Raw genomic sequence first — 16,489 nt, forward strand, 5'->3', positions numbered from 1 at the left:
GCCGGAATCGCGAGTCGACCGTGGAAAAGATGAAAAAAAGGCGGGGAGACTGGATAAATCCGCCGTCGCGGACGAATGGAGGCGGATTTTAACGAATCCGCCGGCGCGGCGCACCCGCAGCGCTCAGGCCGGGGCCCGTGCGTGCAGGAAGGCAAAGGCGGCGGCGCTGGTCAGCGGCTTGCTGAACAGATAGCCCTGGACCTCGTCGCAGCCGTTGCTGCGCAGCAATTCCAGCTGGTCGGCAGTTTCGACCCCTTCAGCGATCACGTTGAGGCCCAGCGAATGCGCCAGGGCGATGGTGCCGAAGGCGATGGCGCGGTCGTTGAGATCGTGCTCGATATCGGCAACGAAGGAGCGGTCGATCTTCAGATGGTCGATCGGGAAGCGTTTGAGATAGGCCAGCGACGAGTAGCCGGTGCCGAAGTCATCGACTGCCAGGGTGACGCCCATCCGGCGCAGCCGCTGCAGGATTTCGATGGCTTCCTCGGGGTTTTCCATCACCGAGCTTTCGGTGATTTCAAGTTCGAGCAGTTCGGCCGGCAGGCCGGATTCGGCCAGTGCGCCGGCAACACTCTCGCAAAAATCTCGGCGCCGCAATTGCCGCGCCGAGACGTTGACCGCCACCCGCATCGGCTGCAGACCGGCATCGAGCCAGTGCTTCATTTCACGGCAGGCGTTGCGCATCACCCATTCGCCTATCTCGACAATCAGCCCCATTTCTTCGGCCACCGGGATGAAGCGTGCCGGCGAGATCATACCGTCGCTTGGATGGTGCCAGCGCAGCAGTGCTTCTACCCCGGTCGGCCGGCCGCTGTCGCCAGCGAACTGCGGCTGGTAGGCAATGGCGAATTCGTTGCGGGCAATCGCATGGCGCAGCTTGCGTTCGATATCCATGCGCTCGCTTGCCGCCTGGTTCATCTCGGCGGCGTAGAACTGGTAGTTGTTCCGCCCCGCAGCCTTGGCGTGGTACATCGCGGTGTCGGCATTTTTCAACAGCGAGTCGGCATCGGGGCCATCGTCGGGGAAAATGCTGATGCCGATCGACGGGCTGGTGTGCAACTCGTGGGTGTCGACCTGCACCGGCGTGGCCAGCGCCGCAATGATCTTGCTGGCGACCAGCGCCGAATCCGCCGGCGTGCTGATTTCCGGCAGCAGGATGACGAACTCGTCGCCTCCCAGGCGGGCGACGAAGTCGGTTTCGCGGATGATGTTGGACAGCCGGCAGGCGACTTCGCGCAGCAGTTCGTCGCCGACCGGGTGGCCGAGCGTGTCGTTGATGATCTTGAAGCGGTCGAGATCAAGGAACATCATCGCCAGTCGCCGCTCGTAGCGGCGGGCTTCGGGCAGCAACTGGGCGAGGCGGATGGCCAGCGCCATCCGGTTGGGCAGGCCGGTCAGCGGATCGTGCTGCGCAATATGGCGCATGCGTTCCTCGACTGCCTTGCGCTCGGTGATGTCGGCCAGGATCCAGATATGGTGGGTCGGATTGCCGGTATGCGGGTCATCCACCCGGCTGACGCGGATGCCGGCCGGGAACTCGTCGCCTCCTTTGCGGGCAATGTCGGCTTCCCCGCTCCACAGGCCGCGCAGGCCCACCTGTTCGCGCAGGTGTTCGCTCGATTCGTCGGCACTCAGCGCGATCAGCCCAAAAATGTCATGCCCGACCAGTTCGTAAGTCGCATAGCCGGTCATTTGCATCATCGCCGGGTTGATCGAGACGATCCGGTGCGCTTCGTCGGTGACCACGATGCCGGCAGGCGTGTGCGTGAACACCTTTTGCGCCAGTTGTTCGCGTTCGGCGCTGGCCCGGCGTTCGCTGATGTCGGTGTAGATGGTGACGAAGCTGCCGTCGGGCAGCGGCACGCCACGGACATCGAGGGTCTTGCCGTTGGGGCGGGTACGTTCGAAATGATGCGCTTCGTGCTTGCTGGCGCGGGCCAGCAGCGAGCGGACGATGGCTTCGCAGTCCCCCGGTCCGTATTCGCCGCGCGCAGCATTGAAGCGGAAGAGCTTCTCCATCGTCACCGGCGCGTCATTGAGCAGGGCATCGGGCAGATCGAGCAGGCGGGGAAATTCGCGGTTGTGCAGGGCCAGCGTCTGCTGGCTATCGAACAGGCTGACCGCGCTGGGAATGCTTTCGATCACCGTGTTCAGCAGGTCGTGGTGGGTGCGCAGCTTTTCTTCGGCGGCCTTGCGTTCGGTAATGTCGGTATAGGTGGTGATGAAGCCGGCGAGAACGCCGTCAATGTACAGCGGCTCGCCCTGCACCAAGTGGGTGCGGCCATTCGGGCGGGTACGCTCGAAACGGTGGGCCTCGAATTTTTGCGCCAGTTCGGTGATCCGGGCCACGTGCTCGGCCGGGTCGCCCGGCCCGTATTCGCCGCGCTCGGCCGGGATGCGGATCAACTCGGAGAAGTGCACCCCTTCATAAACCGCGTTGGCCGGCAGGTTGAGCACCTCGACAAAGCCGGCGTTCCACACCCGGAGGTAGAGGTTTTCGTCGAAAACACTGATCCCTTGCGGCATGCTGGCCAGGATGGCACGCAGGTAAGCCTGCCGACGCCGGTGGTCGTCGCCGGGCAGCGGAGTGTTATCGGGCATGGTCACGAACTGAAACGGCCTAGGTTTATTGTTGTCTGCGGCCAATGATAGCCGATGCTGTTGCCGCCGGCCATGCACTGAGCGAGGGCATCGAATCGCTAGTCGCGAAAATGCGTGTCCCGGTCTCCGCTTGCCGGTAATTTCGCCGCATAATACGGCGGATGAATCAGCCTCGTTTTTATTGCCGCGAGCCTCTGGCGCCGGCTGCCCATATTGAACTGCCGGAGCCGGTGGCGCGGCACGCGGTACGCGTGCTGCGCCTGGCGCCTGGTACTGAAATCACCTTGTTCGACGGTCGCGGCGGCGAATATCCGGCGCAACTGAGCCGCATCGAAAAAGACCGCGCCTATGCCGTGCTCGGCGACTGGCGGGAGACCGAGTGCGAATCGCCGCTGGCGGTGACGCTGGTGCAGGCGGTGCAGGCCGGCGACAAGATGGACTTCACCATTCAGAAGGCCGTCGAGCTCGGGGTTGGCGGCGTGGTGCCGGTCGATAGCCGGCGCAGTGTCGTCCGCCTGGCTGGCGAACGGGCGGCCAAACGGGTAGCCCACTGGCAGGGCGTGGCCGCTTCGGCCTGTGAACAGTGCGGTCGCAATCAGGTGCCGCCGGTGACCCAGATCGAAAAGCTGGAGCACTGGCTGGCCCGCCCGGCAGCCGCCGGAACCTTGCGCCTGATGCTGTCACCGACGGCGACGCAGACGCTGGCTGATCTGGCGCCGGCGAATCGGATTGAACTGCTGATCGGCGCCGAAGGGGGGCTTGATCCGCAGGAAATGCTCGCGGCGGAACAGGCGGGATTCCAGGCCGTACGCCTGGGGCCGCGCGTGTTGCGCACCGAAACGGCGGGACTGGCGGCGCTGGCGGCGTTGCAGGTCCTTTGGGGAGACTTCAGGGAGGGGTAGGGAATGTTCGAATCCGCAGAGCTGGGCCACACCATCGACAAGGAAACCTTCAAGCGCGAAGTGCCGAAGCTGCGCGCCGAATTGCTCGATGTGCAATACGACATGCTGCAAAAAAAGGAGTTTCCGGTCGTTATCCTGATTTCCGGGGTCGACGGCTCGGGCAAGGGCGAAACCATCAACCTGCTGTATTCATGGATGGATCCGCGCCACATCTCCACCCTGGCTTTCTCGGCGCCGAGCGACGAGGAGCGTTCGCGTCCCTACATGTGGCGTTACTGGCGGGCGTTGCCACCCAAGGGCAAGGTCGGCATCTTTGCCGGCTCCTGGTACTCACAGCCGATCACCGACCGGATTCGCGGCGAAATGCGGCGCTCCGACCTCGACCAGCGGCTCGACGACATCAACCGTTTCGAGGCGATGCTGGTCAACGAAGGCGCGCTGGTCCTCAAGTTCTGGTTCCATCTGTCGCACGACGGCCAGAAGAAGCGGCTCAAGGCGCTGGAAAAGGACCCGCGAACGGCCTGGCGGGTGACCAAGGAAAGCTACGACCGGCTGAAGACCTACGACAAGCTGCAGGATGTCGCCGGCCACGTGCTGCGCGTGACCAACAGCGCGCATGCGCCGTGGATTATCGTCGAAGGCACCAATGATGAATACCGCTCGCTGACTGTCGGCCGCATCGTGCTTGATGCGATGAAGCGCCGCCTGCAGCAGGAAGGGCGGCAGCAGGTGCCGGTGGCGCCGCCGATCGTGCATGCCATTGACCAGAAAAACGTGCTTTCCGAGCTGGATCTGACGCAAAAGCTGGCGAAGAAGGAATACGCGCAACAACTCTCGCATTACCAGGCCAAGTTGTCGGAACTGGTACGGCGGCCGGAGTTTGTCGACAAGCATTCGCTGGTCCTGGTTTTCGAAGGTTCGGACGCAGCCGGCAAGGGCGGCAGCATCCGCCGCGTCGGTGCCGCGCTCGATGCGCGCCAGTACCAGATCGTGCCGATTGCTGCGCCGACCGAGGAAGAACGCGCCCAGCCTTATCTCTGGCGCTTCTGGCGGCACATGCCACGCACCGGCCGGGCGACGATTTTTGACCGTTCATGGTACGGTCGCGTCCTCGTTGAACGGGTCGAGGGCTTTTGCTCCAACGCCGACTGGCTGCGCGCCTATGCCGAGATCAACGATTTCGAGCATCAGCTCGACGATGCCGGCGCCATCGTCGTCAAGTTCTGGTTGCAGATCAGCGACGACGAGCAGTTGCGCCGCTTCAAGGAGCGTCAGGATACCGAGTTCAAACGCTTCAAGATCACCGACGAAGACTGGCGCAACCGCGAAAAGTGGAACGACTACGTGGTCGCCGTCTGCGACATGGTCGACCGCACCTCGACCGGGCAGGCGCCATGGACTCTGGTCGAAGCCAACGACAAGAATTTTGCCCGTGTCAAAGTCCTGAAAACCATTTGCGACAGGATCGAGGCCGTACTCAAGCAGGAAGAAGGGAAAAACAGCAAATCATGAGCGATACCGCCTACGACGAGAACTTCGTCGCCTGGTTCCGGGCCGTCACCCCGTACATCAACGCCTTTCGCGGCCGCACCTTTGTCATCGCCTTCGGTGGCAAGGCGGTGCAGAGCGAGTTCGCCAAGACGCTCGCCTACGACGTCAATCTGCTGGTCGCGCTGGGTATCCGCCTGGTGCTGGTGCATGGTGCCCGACCGCAGATCGAGGAAGAGTTGCGCGAAAAGAACCTGGAGTCGAAATATCATCGTGGCTACCGCGTGACCGACGCCGAGGCGCTCGATTGCGTGCTCGACGCGGTCGGCAGCGTCTATCTCGAAATCGAGGCGATGCTGTCGCAGGGCTTGCCCAATACGCCGATGGCCAACAGCCGGATTCGCGTGATCGGCGGCAACTTCATCACCGGCCAGCCGATCGGCGTGCTCGACGGGATCGACATGCAGTACGCCGGCAAGGTGCGCAAGGTCGACGCCGAGGGGATCAACGCCCAGCTCGGTCTTGGCAATATCGTGCTGCTCAACTGCGAGGGTGCGTCACCGACCGGCGAAATCTTCAACCTGCAGATGGAAGAGGCGGCCGAAGCGGTGGCGGTGGCGATCAAGGCCGACAAGCTGGTGTACCTCACCGACAGCCGTGGCGTCACCGACCAGAGCGGCGAACTGCTCGACGCGATCACCGCCGATGAGGCCGACGATCTGATCAAGGACGGCGAATGGCTGTCCACCGACTTGCGCCGCTACCTGCCGTGCAGCGTGCGCGCGACCCAGGCTGGCGTCGGCCGGGTGCACCTGATCGGCTTCGAGCAGGACGGCGCCTTGCTGCGCGAGTTGTTTACCCACGACGGCGTCGGTACGGTGATCACCCGCGAGTCGCTGGAAAACATCCGCGAAGCCAAACCGGACGATATCGCGGCGCTGATTGCGCTGATCGAGCCGATGGAAGAGGAGGGCATCCTGGTGCACCGGCCGCGCGAACTGCTCGAACGCGAAATCGATCATTTCTCGATCATGCTGCACGACGGCATCATCGTCGGCTGTGCCGCGCTCTACCCGCATTCCGAGGACGAAGCCGAACTGGCCTGCCTGGCGGTTAGCCACGATCACCGGGAATGGGGTTACGGCGAGCAGTTGATGAAGCGGATCGAGCGGCGGGCCCGGCGGCTCGGCATCAAACGCCTGTGTGTGCTGACCACGCGCACCGAGCACTGGTTCGTCGAGCGCGGCTTCAAGCTTGGCACGGTCGACGACCTGCCGGCGAAAAAACGCGACATGTACAACTATCAGCGGCGCTCCAAGGTCCTGTTCAAGACCTTATAATCCACCGCCTCAACCTGAAGGAGTGTTCCATGACCCGCATGGTCAATTGCATCAAGCTCGGCCGCGAAGCCGAAGGTCTCGACCGTCCGCCCTATCCCGGCGCACTCGGTCAGCGCATTTTCGAGCAAGTCTCGAAGGAAGCCTGGCAGCAGTGGATCAAGCTGCAGACGATGATCATCAACGAAAACCGTTTGAACCTCGTCGATGCCCGCCATCGCAAGTACCTCGCCGAGCAGGTCGAGAAGCATTTCTTCGGCGAAGGTGCCGACCAGATCCAGGGCTACGTGCCGCCGGCTGCCTGATACTACTGGCCGCTATCCGGAAAAAAGCACCTGCGGGTGCTTTTTTCCATTTTTCACGGTCGACCGTGAAAAAAACTACATTTCCTGCCCCAAGGGCGATTCCTGGCGGCAAGGCGGCTTCAGGTACTGGTCGATTTCCTTTTCCAGGTCAATGCAGGCAGCCAGTAGCTCCTCGGCCTTGCCTGCGAGCGCCGGGCAGGCTTCGTAGGCGCATTGTTCGGTTTCTCCGGCCAGTTCGGCCAGCGGCTGCGCGGCCAGGGTTGCGGTACACCCCTTGAGTCCATGCGCGATGCGACCGACAGCTTGACGGTCGGAGGCCGCAAGCGCTTGGCGTAGGTCGGCAATGCCGCTGTTCAGGGTAGTGCATCCGGCTTTCAGTAATCGCTCGATGAAGTCCGGTTTGCTGGCGTAGCGGGCTTCCAGCACCGGCCAGTCGATCCCCGGTGGCACCGGCGACGCAGATGCGGGCTTGTCCGGGAGCGCGGCTTGAGCGGCGGCGGAGGCGTGCTGGCGGGCATGGCGAAGCAGAACATGCACCAATTGGTTCTGGTCCAGCGGTTTTGTAATCTGGTCGAGCATTCCGGCCGCGAGGCAGCGTTCCCGTTCCTCGGCCAGGGCGTGTGCCGTTTGTGCTACGACCGGCGGCGCATCGGCAATCTGGCGGATCGCCCGGGTCGCGGCGCAGCCATCGAGTTCCGGCATCTGCACGTCCATCAGCACAATATCGAAATCGCGGGGGGTCGCCCGGATCCGGTTCAGCGCTTGCAGACCGTCGCTGGCCGACGTAACCGTTGCGCCTTCCGCGAGTAGCATTTCCTCCACTACCAGCCGGTTAACCTCGTTATCGTCGGCAACCAATACCCGCATTCCGGCCAGGCGCCGGCTGCCGTCGCCTCCGGCAAAGGCTGCGGCGGGCGGGGTCGGGAGCCCGTCGGCGAGAGGGCTGGGCAGCCGGACGATGAACTCGGTGCCGCGACCGACTTCGCTGCTGACGCTGATCTGCCCGCCCATCAGTCCGACCAGGCTGCGGGTAATGCTCAGGCCGAGCCCGGTGCCGCCGTAGCGCCGGGTGGTGCTGCCATCGGCTTGCTCGAACGGCGCAAACATCCGTTGCAACTGTTCCGGCGGAATTCCGATACCACTGTCGCGGACCCGGATTTCCAGTTGTTCGCGATAACTCAGCTGTAGCTGAATGCTTCCCCGTTCGGTGAATTTCACCGCATTGGCAATCAGGTTCAGCATGATTTGCGAGATGCGCAACGGGTCGCCCAGGCACGGGACTGCCAACTCGGGGGCGCAGTCCACCGTCAGTTCCAGGCCCTTGTCGCGGGCGCTTTCGGCCAGCATGGCGGCAGTCGATTGCGCCAGCGGCGGCAGGAGTACGGGAACGTGCTCGATCTGCATCTTGCCGGCTTCGAGCTTGGACAGGTCGAGGATGTCGTTGATGATGCCGAGCAGCAGGCGGCCGGAGTCGAGAATCCGGCCAAAATGGCGCTGCATTTGTGGCTGGCGGTCGCTTTGCCGGAGTCCGATCTGGGCCGTACCGAGAATCCCGTTGAGCGGGGTGCGAATCTCGTGGCTCATGTTGGCGAGGAACTCCCCCTTGGCCCGGGCCAGCCTTTCTGCCTCGGTACGTGCTGCTTCGCGGGCCAGGTCGGCTTCGCGCTGGGCGGTGATGTCGGTGAAGCTGACCACGCAGCCGATTTCGTGGCCGTCGAGAATCAATGGCCGGCTTTCACAACGGGCCGGAAAGTCGTAGCCGGCGGCATGGCGCAACATCGTTTCGCCGGCGAAGCCGGTAGTGCCCGGGGTCAGAGGGTGGTCGGGAATATCGCCGGGTAATAGCTGGCAGTCGTGCAGCGAGCGCCCGACCAGAGCGGCCGGTTCCTGACCAAGCATGATCGCGCCCGAACGGTTGATGAACAGGATGCGGCCCTGCTCGTCGATGCCATAAAGACCGGCTGCGCTGGAATCGAGGATCAGCTGGATTTTTTCCCGCGATTCCTCAAGTGCCCGGGTGCGGCTGCGCACCTCTTCCTCCAGCCGCTGCTGCTGGGCCTCCAGCGCTTGCTTGGCACGCCGGCGTTCACTGATGTCGCGCTTGATGGCGATGAAGTAGCTGACCTGGCCTCCGCTGTCATGGAAGGGGGTAATCGATTGTTCCTCGTAGTATTCGGAACCGTCTCGCCGCCGGCTGCTGGTTTCTCCCCGCCACAAGCGTCCTTCGAGCAAACCGTGCATCAGGGCCTCGTAGAAGTCCGGCTCAGCCTGCTGCCAGTAGTCGAAATCGTGGTAGCGCCGACCGATGGTCGCGCTTTTTGGATAACCGCTCAGCCGGTTGTAGGCCGGGTTGGCCCAGACCACCTTGCCGTCCACGGCGGCGATCAGGATCGCGTCGTCGCTCGCCTTGAGCGCTGCGGATTGAAGATGGAGCAGGGTTTCGACGGCTTTTTGTTCGGTGACATTGCGGATGCACAGCGAGACCCCGACGACTTGCTGCCCGGCGCTGCGCAGCGGTGCAATGGTGAACGTCACGCTGATTTCTTCGCCCAGCTTGCTGCGGGCCGCACTTTGGTGGCGCAGTACGGTTTCCCCCCAGATTGCCTGGCGGACCTTCTGGGCCAATGCCTGCGGCGAAGGAAGTCCGAGCAGGGTTTCTACTGGCTGGCCGACCGCTTCCTCGACAGAACATCCGAACAATTGCTCGGCCGCCGGATTCCAACTGCTGACCCGGCCTTCGCGATCACAACTGACCAAGGCATCTTCCGATGCCGCGACAATTGCTGACAGCCGGTCGCGCATCTGCTCCCAGCGTTTGCGCTGCTCGATCTCGCGTACGCAGACGAACAGATGGCGGCGTCCGTGCAAGGTGAAGCCCACGGCACTGGCCTCGATTTCGCAATAGCTGTCATCGGCGCGCCATTGAGTGGCCTCGAAAGTGCTCGGCTGGTCGAGCGAGAGGTAGCCCTGGAGCACGCCTTCGGCGACTTCGCTCGCAGACCATTCGCGGATCCAGCCAGAAACGTGGCGGCCGAGCAGGTCCGGTCGGGAACGGCCGAGCATCCGGCAGAACGAATCGCTGGCCTCGATGACCTGGCCGTGCTCGTTGAGGATGTAGATCCCGTCGCTGGCCTGGCTGAGAAACAGGCGGAATTTTTCCGCTTCGTGGCGGCATGCCCGCAGCTTGCGGCCAATCAGGCAACTGATTGCGGTTACCAGAGCCAGCAAGGCCAGACTGAACGGTAGAAGTTCGTGCAGGCTAAAGCTGCGAGTCGGCGTGGCAACGATTTCTGCGTGCAGCGACCAGGCCGTTGCCGACAGGCACAGCAGGTTGAGCAGTAGGAGCAGGCCTGCGAGCGGTTTTATTGGGCGCATCGGCGTAGCTGATTCAGAACAGTTCGACGCTGGGCGCGTTGCCAGGCGCAGCCAGCGATTGAAGGACGCTGGCAAAGCGGCGGTCAAATTCGACTCCTTGTTCAAAAAGAGTGAGAATCTGCTCGGCATGCTGGCGCAGGATGCTGCTGATGCGGCTTTCCTGGGCATCGGTCAGCCCCAGCGCGTAATAGGCCTTTTCAACCCCTTCGACCAGATTTTGTAGCAGGATGCGGGTATCGATTTGTTGTGTGCGATAGCCCTCGCGCAGATCTTCGATTGCACTGTGGGCAGCGCTGCTGGCAATTTGCAACGCTTCTGCTCGGCCAGCCGATTCTCGACGCATGGCAATGGTTTCGACGATGCTGTTGGCACCTTCCGTGAGCAGCGTCAGATGATCCTGCAGCCGATTTACCGTGGTGTCGTCGGCAGGCAGGTTGTTGACGACCAGACTGAGTGATGGCGCATTGATCGCTAGACATCTGCGGAAGCGGAAGGCAGAACCGAGTGGTTCAATGTTGTCGAGTACCGAGTCTTCGAGAGGGCTAGCAGGGCCGTGTGGGTTGCGGCTGAGTTGTCCGTCTGGCAGGCGCAACCGGACCAGGCAGTCAAGATCGTAGGCACTGGTGGTCTGCAGCAAGCGGTCGGCGAGTTCTGGATAATCGCTGCAGTTGAGGGTTTCGCGGACGAAATCGAGCAGGATGCGGCCTTGTGCGATGTCTGCCTGGCAGGATTTGGCCGTTTGCTGCAAGGCTAGCCTTTCCTGTTCCAAATGCTCCTGGCGAGACTTCTGGGCAATCGCCAGAGCGACCTTGCGCTGCAGGATCGGCGGGTCGAACGGCTTGATCACAAAGTCGCTGCCGCCGACATCGTAAGCGTGCAGCCGGTCCTCCAGGCTTTCGCGGCTGGAGATGAAGATGACTGGTGCCTGCGAGTGTTCGCGAAACATCGCACAGGCTTCGAAGCCGTCGCAGCCGGGCAGGCCGATGTCGAGCAGCAGCAGGTCCGGATTCAATTCGTCGAGCATGGCCAGGCCGGCTTCTGCCGAGGGGAAGCAGATCAGGCGATAGTCGTCTTCCAGTGCGAAATGCAGGGCTTCAACGATGGTCGGGTCATCCTCGATGACTAGAATCTGGGCGGGCAAGGCAGGGTTCATCGGGTTGTCCATGTTGGCGTATCGGCGTATGGGGTGGCGAGTGGCTGCATTTGAGCAGGAACCGATGACAGACTGGTGACGGCCTGCCTCTGGCGGAGGAGCGCGGCGGATGGATCGGCAGGATGCAATCGAAGTGTCAAATAACTGAAATACTGTTTCCCTAAAGTGGTTGGCTCGTTTCATGCACTTCGTGTCCAGGAGGGACCATGCTTATCGAACACGCCACCGCCGTCGCCGAAATTCACCGCATCGTCGAAGAGGGTTGGCTGCATCCGGTTTTCCAGCCGGTGGTCGATTTCCGTTCGCGCACCATTCTGGGCTATGAGGCCTTGATCCGTGGGCCACAGAACAGCCCGCTGCATCGGCCTGATATGCTCTTTGCCGTGGCTCGCCAGAACGGTCTGGCCCTCGACCTTGAGCATGCCTGCCGCGAAGCCAGCCTGCGTGCCTTTGCCCAGTTACGCCTGCCGGGCAGCCTGTTTCTCAATGTCTCGCCGGAGTCCTTGCTCGACTTTCGGCTGCTGCATACCCAGTCGCGCGAAACCATGCAGGAATTGGGGATCGCGCCCAACCGGGTAGTCATCGAACTGGTCGAGAATCAGCGCTTCGACGACCTGCCGGGGATTGTCGAGGCACTGACGCACTATCGCGGCCGTGGCTTCCAGATCGCCATCGATGATCTGGGCGAAGGCTTCTCGAACCTGCGGATGTGGTCCGAGTTGCGTCCGGAGTACGTCAAGATCGACAAGCATTTCATCAACGGTATCGCCGACGACCGGGTCAAGTACCACTTCGTGCGTGCCATGCAGGATATTGCCGAGGTCTGCAATGCTTCGCTGGTGGCCGAGGGGGTCGAACGTCTGGAGGATTTCGTTTGCCTGCGCGACATGGGGGTTGCCTGCGCCCAGGGCTATTTCATCGCCAAGCCGCTGGCCGACCCCGCCCATCAGTTGCCCGCCGCAGTCAGCCAGGCCTTCGGGCAGCAGCGGGCTTCGATGAGCACGCTGGCCGGCGGCCCCGGCAAGCTGCCGACCGCGCTCAACCTGCTGCGGGCGATCGAGCCGTTGCCGATTGACGCTTGCAACGATGTGGCGATCGCCCGCTTCGAAGCGGATCCGGATCTCGACGTGTTGCCGGTGGTGAGTCAGGGCATGCCGGTCGGGATGATCAACCGGCACAGCCTGATCGACCGCTTTGCCCGGCCCTTCCGGCGCGAACTGTTCGGACGGAAGAGTTGCGAACTGTTCATGGATCCGGCGCCGCTGATCGTCGATCAGAATGCCAGTATCCAGGAACTGGCGATGATGCTGTCGCTGGCGCCCAAGCATTACCTGCTCGATGGCTTCATCATCACCGGGGAAGGCCGTTATCTCGGCATCGGGAGTGCGCACGACCTGATGGCGACAATTACCGAAATGCAGATTTCGGCTGCCCGTTACGCCAATCCGCTGACCCAGCTGCCGGGCAATGTCCCGATCAACGAACATATCGACCGGATGCTGGCCGCCGGCAAGCATTTCGTCGCGGCCTATATCGATATCGACAATTTCAAGCCGTTCAACGATACCTTCGGCTATCGCCGGGGCGACGACGTGATTCAGACCCTGGGGCGGCTGCTCAACGACAGTGTCGACAGCAAGCTCGATTTTGTCGGTCATATCGGCGGCGACGATTTTTTCGTGGTCTTTCAGAGCGAGGACTGGGAGCAGCGCTCATGGAACCTGGTCCGCCAGTTCACCGAGGCGATGGCGGTGATGCTCAGCCTGGAAGAGCGGGCGCAGGGCGGTTATCTGGCCGAGAACCGCAAGGGCGAACTCGGCTTCCAGCCGTTGCCCTCGCTGTCGGTCGGGGTGGTCAAGGTGACCCCCGGCGAGTGCGAGTCGCATCGTGAGGTGGCGGCGGCCGCCTCGGCAGCCAAGAAGCAGGCCAAGAAGCGTTCGCGCGAGCAACTGGCGGACAGTATCCAGGGTGCTGTGTTCGTCGAACGCCGCCGCCTGCAGGCGTATGCCGAGGGTGGAACGCCCCGTCTGCTCAACTGAGTGATGGCTGGCGGCTTTGCCGCATTGACCGAGAGCCGGCCCGGGGCCGGCTTTTTCATATTCCGGTCGTGCCGGTGCAGTCTCCCTGCCATCAGCGGGAAATACCCGGATGGGATGATGCGGGCAGAACAATTCTGTACCCGTAACCAATCGGAGAACTGCCGTGACACAGCACCTTGAATCTTGCCGCCCCGCCAACCACCGCCACCATCGCGACCGCCTGGCGCAGCCCCGCCGCGAGCCGGGGCGGGCCGCCTGGCCGGCTACGGTTCCAGAGGGGAAAACCCCGGCTTTACCGGCCTTAGGGGCAGCAACCCCGCTCAGCAGCGAACTGTGGACGCAGCTATGCGCCATCGAGAGCGAAGCCGAAGCACTCGACCGAGCCTTGCGCCGGGCCTGGTATGTGGTCGGTGGCCTGCTTCTCCCCTGCGCCGGCCTGCTGCTGTATTCGCTGGCATTGCCGCACTGAAGCGGCGGAGGCTGGTTGGGGCGTCCCCAGCCCAGGCGTGAGCAGGTAGTGACCGGCAAGGGATCGCCGGATTCTGGCCTCGGTCGCCGTTTCCGGCTGCCTTGCAGGCGCTGCATCACCTGCTTGCCACTTGCGGCCGGGTCCGGCGCCGCCCAGGGCCGTGCAGCTCAGGCCTGGGCGCCGAGCATTGGGCTGGTGCCTGGAGTAAGGAGCGCCCCCGGGCGCGCCGGGGGAAGCCCGTGAATTTGCGTTCTGCCACGGTCGACCGTGGAAATTGCTGCTTTTCCTCGCGGCCGGCTCAGACTGCGAACTGGGCAGTCGCCTGCTGCAGGCGCTGGGCCATGGCGGCGACGGCGCTGGCCGAAGACGAGGAAGCGCTGGCGGCGTCGGCGCTGGCGTGGATCATCTGTGCCACCCGCTCGGTATGGCGGGCGATCTGTTCGGCGGCCTGGCGTTGCTCGTCGAGGGCTTCGACGATTTCGTCGGCGGCGAGCAGCGAGTGCTCGCAGCTGGCTTCGATCTCTCCAATCGCGCTGTCTGCCCGTCCGGCCAGTTCGGCGCCCCGGCGGGCGCGTTCGGCGGTGGCGGCGACGGCGCAGGCAGTCTGCTGCGCGGTCTGATCGAGGCGGGTGACCAGTTGCTCGATCTTGGCCGTGGTGTCGGCAGTGTGATTGGCCAGCTTGCGCACCTCGTCGGCAACCACGGCAAAGCCGCGTCCGGCATCGCCGGCGCGGGCCGCTTCAATCGCTGCATTCAGCGAGAGCAGGTTGGTCTGTTCGGAAATGCCCTTGATTTCCTGCGCGAAGCGGGTGATTTCCTGGGTGTGCTGCTGCAGGCTGTTCATCGCACCGGCGGCAGCATGGGCCTGGCCGGAAATGGCGCCGATTTCCTGGATTGCCTCCTGAATCACCGTACCGCTTTCGCCGGCCTTGCGCCGGGTGGCACGGCTGGCATCGGCGGCGGCGCCGGCACTGTCGGCCATGGTTGCGATGGCCACGGTCAATTCCTCGATCCCGGCGGTGATTTGCGCGGCGGCATCGCTCTGCTCGCTGCTCGCGTGCGCTACGGCGGTCGCCGAACTGCTCAGCGCGCTGGCGTCGCCAGCGGTTTGTTCGGCACCCTGCTGAACTTCGCCAATCAGCGCGCGCAGCCGTTCCTGCATCGCAATCACCGAAGCGACCAGCGAGTCGGCGGCGGCCTTGCCGCTGTGCAGTCCGAGATCGAGCTGGCCGCTCAGGTCGCCGTCGGCAACCCGGCGGGTGGCAGCAACCACCGGTTCCAGGTCGCCGCCCAGCCGGACCAGCAGGCGCTGGCCGATCAGCGTTGCCACGACCAGCGCAACCACCACGCCGAGGACGCCGCCGGCGATCAGGGCCTGGGCGATTTCGCGGTAGCGCTGGCTGGCCGTGCTTGAGGCCGCTCCGACGCTGGCCGTGCTGCGCTCGGCAATCTGCTGTGCGGCGCCAGTCAGGGCGTCGAGCAGCGGCAATTCGCTGCCGCGCAGCGCGGCATCGACCATCACCGCGTATTTCGGCATCCCCGGCTCGTTTTCGCTCAGTACTTCATCGTAGAGCTGGTGCAGGTTTGCTGCCTGTTGTTGCAGGGCCGGCGCCAGTGCCGCAACGCTGCCCGTCTCGCGGCTGGCCAGTTGTTGCAACTGCTGCTGCAGTTCCTGGCGGGCTGCGGTGAACTCTGCCCTGGCCTTGTCGAATTCGTCAGGCATGTGGTTGCGAATCAGCATGTCCTTGAGCGCGCGCACTTCATTTTGCGCCGCGTTGCGTGCCGCAGTGACATGTCCCTGCAGCCGGGTCGAATGTTCGACGGCGGCAGCTACCTGGGTGATTTCATCGCGGAAGGTGGCCAGCGCAAACAATGCGGCAGCCAGCAGCAACAGGCCGAACAGCGCACTGCTGCCGGCCATCAGCAGCAGGCGGGTGCGCACGGAAAGCGTGCTGGAGCGGGAGGCAGTGCGTGATTTGGGCATGATTTGAGAATTCTGCAAAAGATGGTGAATTCTCGAATTGCCGTGTTACACCCCGATTGCAGTTTATCCCTGAGATTTTCAGGGTTTTTCACGGTCGACCGTGCGTAAAGCAAAAAACCCGGCACTGGCCGGGTTTTTTTGCCTGGAGGCAGAAGGCAGGTCAGCCGCTGCGGCGTACGCCTTCGGCGGTCCCGAGCAGCAGCACGTCGGCCGGGCGCAAGGCGAACAGGCCGTTGGTGACGACGCCGACGATCTGGTTGATCTCGGCTTCGAGGGCCTTGGGGTCGGCGATCTGCAGGCCGTGCACATCGAGAATCTCGTTGCCGTTGTCGGTGATGAAGCCGGTCCGCAGTTGCGGCCGGCCGCCAAGTTTCTCCAGTTGCCGGGCAACGTGGGCGCGGGCCATGGGAATCACTTCGACCGGCAGCGGGAACTTGCCCATCACGGCGACCTGCTTCGAGCCGTCGGCGATGCAGACGAAGGTCCTGGCGACCGCAGCGACGATTTTTTCGCGGGTCAGCGCGCCGCCACCACCCTTGATCATGTTCAGCCCGGCATCGACTTCGTCGGCGCCGTCGACATAAACCGGGATGTCGCTGACTTCGTTGAGGTCGAAGACAGCAATGCCGTGGCTCTCCAGGCGTTTGCGGGTGGCTTCGGAACTGGCCACGGCGCCGCGGTAACGGTCCTTTTGCCGGGCCAGCGCGTCGATGAAGAAATTGGCGGTTGAGCCGGTGCCGACGCCGACGATGCAGCCTTGCGGTGCATTTTCGGCGACATAGTCGGCGGCGGCCTGGGCTACGGCCTGTTTCAGTTCGTCTTGGGTCATGATCGGG

The 16,489-nt window shown here is 63.3% G+C and carries 11 protein-coding genes; 6 read left to right on the forward strand and 5 right to left on the reverse strand.

Going from position 1 to position 16,489, the window contains the following annotated elements:
* Window positions 1-123: 123 nt before the first annotated feature.
* Window positions 124-2,601 (reverse strand): EAL domain-containing protein, encoded by a 2,478-nt coding sequence (locus VX159_RS02935; protein WP_371324498.1) that lies wholly within the window; start codon window positions 2,599-2,601, stop codon window positions 124-126.
* A gap of 161 nt (window positions 2,602-2,762) precedes the next feature.
* On the opposite strand from VX159_RS02935, the gene VX159_RS02940 reads away from it, so the two are divergent.
* Genes VX159_RS02940 through VX159_RS02955 form a run of 4 tightly spaced genes read left to right on the forward strand, consistent with a single transcriptional unit; the run spans window position 2,763 to window position 6,633 of the window.
* The gene (locus tag VX159_RS02940) at window positions 2,763-3,503 is read left to right on the forward strand and encodes a 16S rRNA (uracil(1498)-N(3))-methyltransferase (protein WP_371324499.1); all 741 of its coding nucleotides are present in this window, start codon (window positions 2,763-2,765) and stop codon (window positions 3,501-3,503) included.
* Between the two features lie 3 nt (window positions 3,504-3,506).
* Complete coding sequence (pap, locus tag VX159_RS02945) at window positions 3,507-5,015, forward strand: polyphosphate:AMP phosphotransferase (protein ID WP_371324500.1); 1,509 nt, start codon at window positions 3,507-3,509, stop codon at window positions 5,013-5,015.
* Complete coding sequence (argA, locus tag VX159_RS02950; protein WP_371324501.1) at window positions 5,012-6,331, forward strand: amino-acid N-acetyltransferase; 1,320 nt, start codon at window positions 5,012-5,014, stop codon at window positions 6,329-6,331. Before pap ends, argA begins: the two co-directional genes overlap by 4 nt.
* Window positions 6,332-6,360: 29 nt before the next feature.
* A complete protein-coding gene (locus tag VX159_RS02955; RefSeq protein WP_371324502.1) occupies window positions 6,361-6,633 on the forward strand; it encodes an oxidative damage protection protein in 273 nt (90 codons plus the stop codon).
* A 75-nt stretch (window positions 6,634-6,708) separates the two neighbouring features.
* Here VX159_RS02955 and VX159_RS02960 read toward each other — a convergent pair whose 3' ends face one another.
* Both VX159_RS02960 and VX159_RS02965 read right to left on the reverse strand, forming a co-directional pair.
* Window positions 6,709-10,008, reverse strand: coding sequence for a PAS domain S-box protein (locus VX159_RS02960; RefSeq protein ID WP_371324503.1), 3,300 nt, complete (start codon window positions 10,006-10,008; stop codon window positions 6,709-6,711).
* Between the two features lie 13 nt (window positions 10,009-10,021).
* Window positions 10,022-11,173, reverse strand: coding sequence for a two-component system response regulator (locus tag VX159_RS02965; protein ID WP_371324504.1), 1,152 nt, complete (start codon window positions 11,171-11,173; stop codon window positions 10,022-10,024).
* A 194-nt stretch (window positions 11,174-11,367) separates the two neighbouring features.
* Here VX159_RS02965 and VX159_RS02970 point away from each other — a divergent pair, with 194 nt between their 5' ends.
* Window positions 11,368-13,200, forward strand: a complete 1,833-nt coding sequence (locus tag VX159_RS02970; protein ID WP_371324505.1) for a GGDEF domain-containing protein — start codon at window positions 11,368-11,370, stop codon at window positions 13,198-13,200.
* Between the two features lie 163 nt (window positions 13,201-13,363).
* Window positions 13,364-13,669 (forward strand): hypothetical protein, encoded by a 306-nt coding sequence (locus tag VX159_RS02975; protein ID WP_371324506.1) that lies wholly within the window; start codon window positions 13,364-13,366, stop codon window positions 13,667-13,669.
* 298 nt (window positions 13,670-13,967) lie between these two features.
* Here VX159_RS02975 and VX159_RS02980 read toward each other — a convergent pair whose 3' ends face one another.
* Together VX159_RS02980 and rpiA are read right to left on the reverse strand one after the other, a co-directional pair.
* Window positions 13,968-15,653 carry a methyl-accepting chemotaxis protein gene (locus VX159_RS02980; RefSeq protein WP_371324507.1) on the reverse strand — a complete coding sequence of 562 codons (1,686 nt, stop codon included), beginning with the start codon at window positions 15,651-15,653 and terminating at the stop codon, window positions 13,968-13,970.
* Between the two features lie 160 nt (window positions 15,654-15,813).
* The gene (gene rpiA, locus VX159_RS02985) at window positions 15,814-16,482 is read right to left on the reverse strand and encodes a ribose-5-phosphate isomerase RpiA (RefSeq protein ID WP_371324508.1); all 669 of its coding nucleotides are present in this window, start codon (window positions 16,480-16,482) and stop codon (window positions 15,814-15,816) included.
* Window positions 16,483-16,489: the final 7 nt, after the last annotated feature.

The sequence above is a fragment of the Dechloromonas sp. ZY10 genome (assembly GCF_041378895.1).
Lineage (GTDB): Bacteria > Pseudomonadota > Gammaproteobacteria > Burkholderiales > Rhodocyclaceae > Azonexus > Azonexus aquae.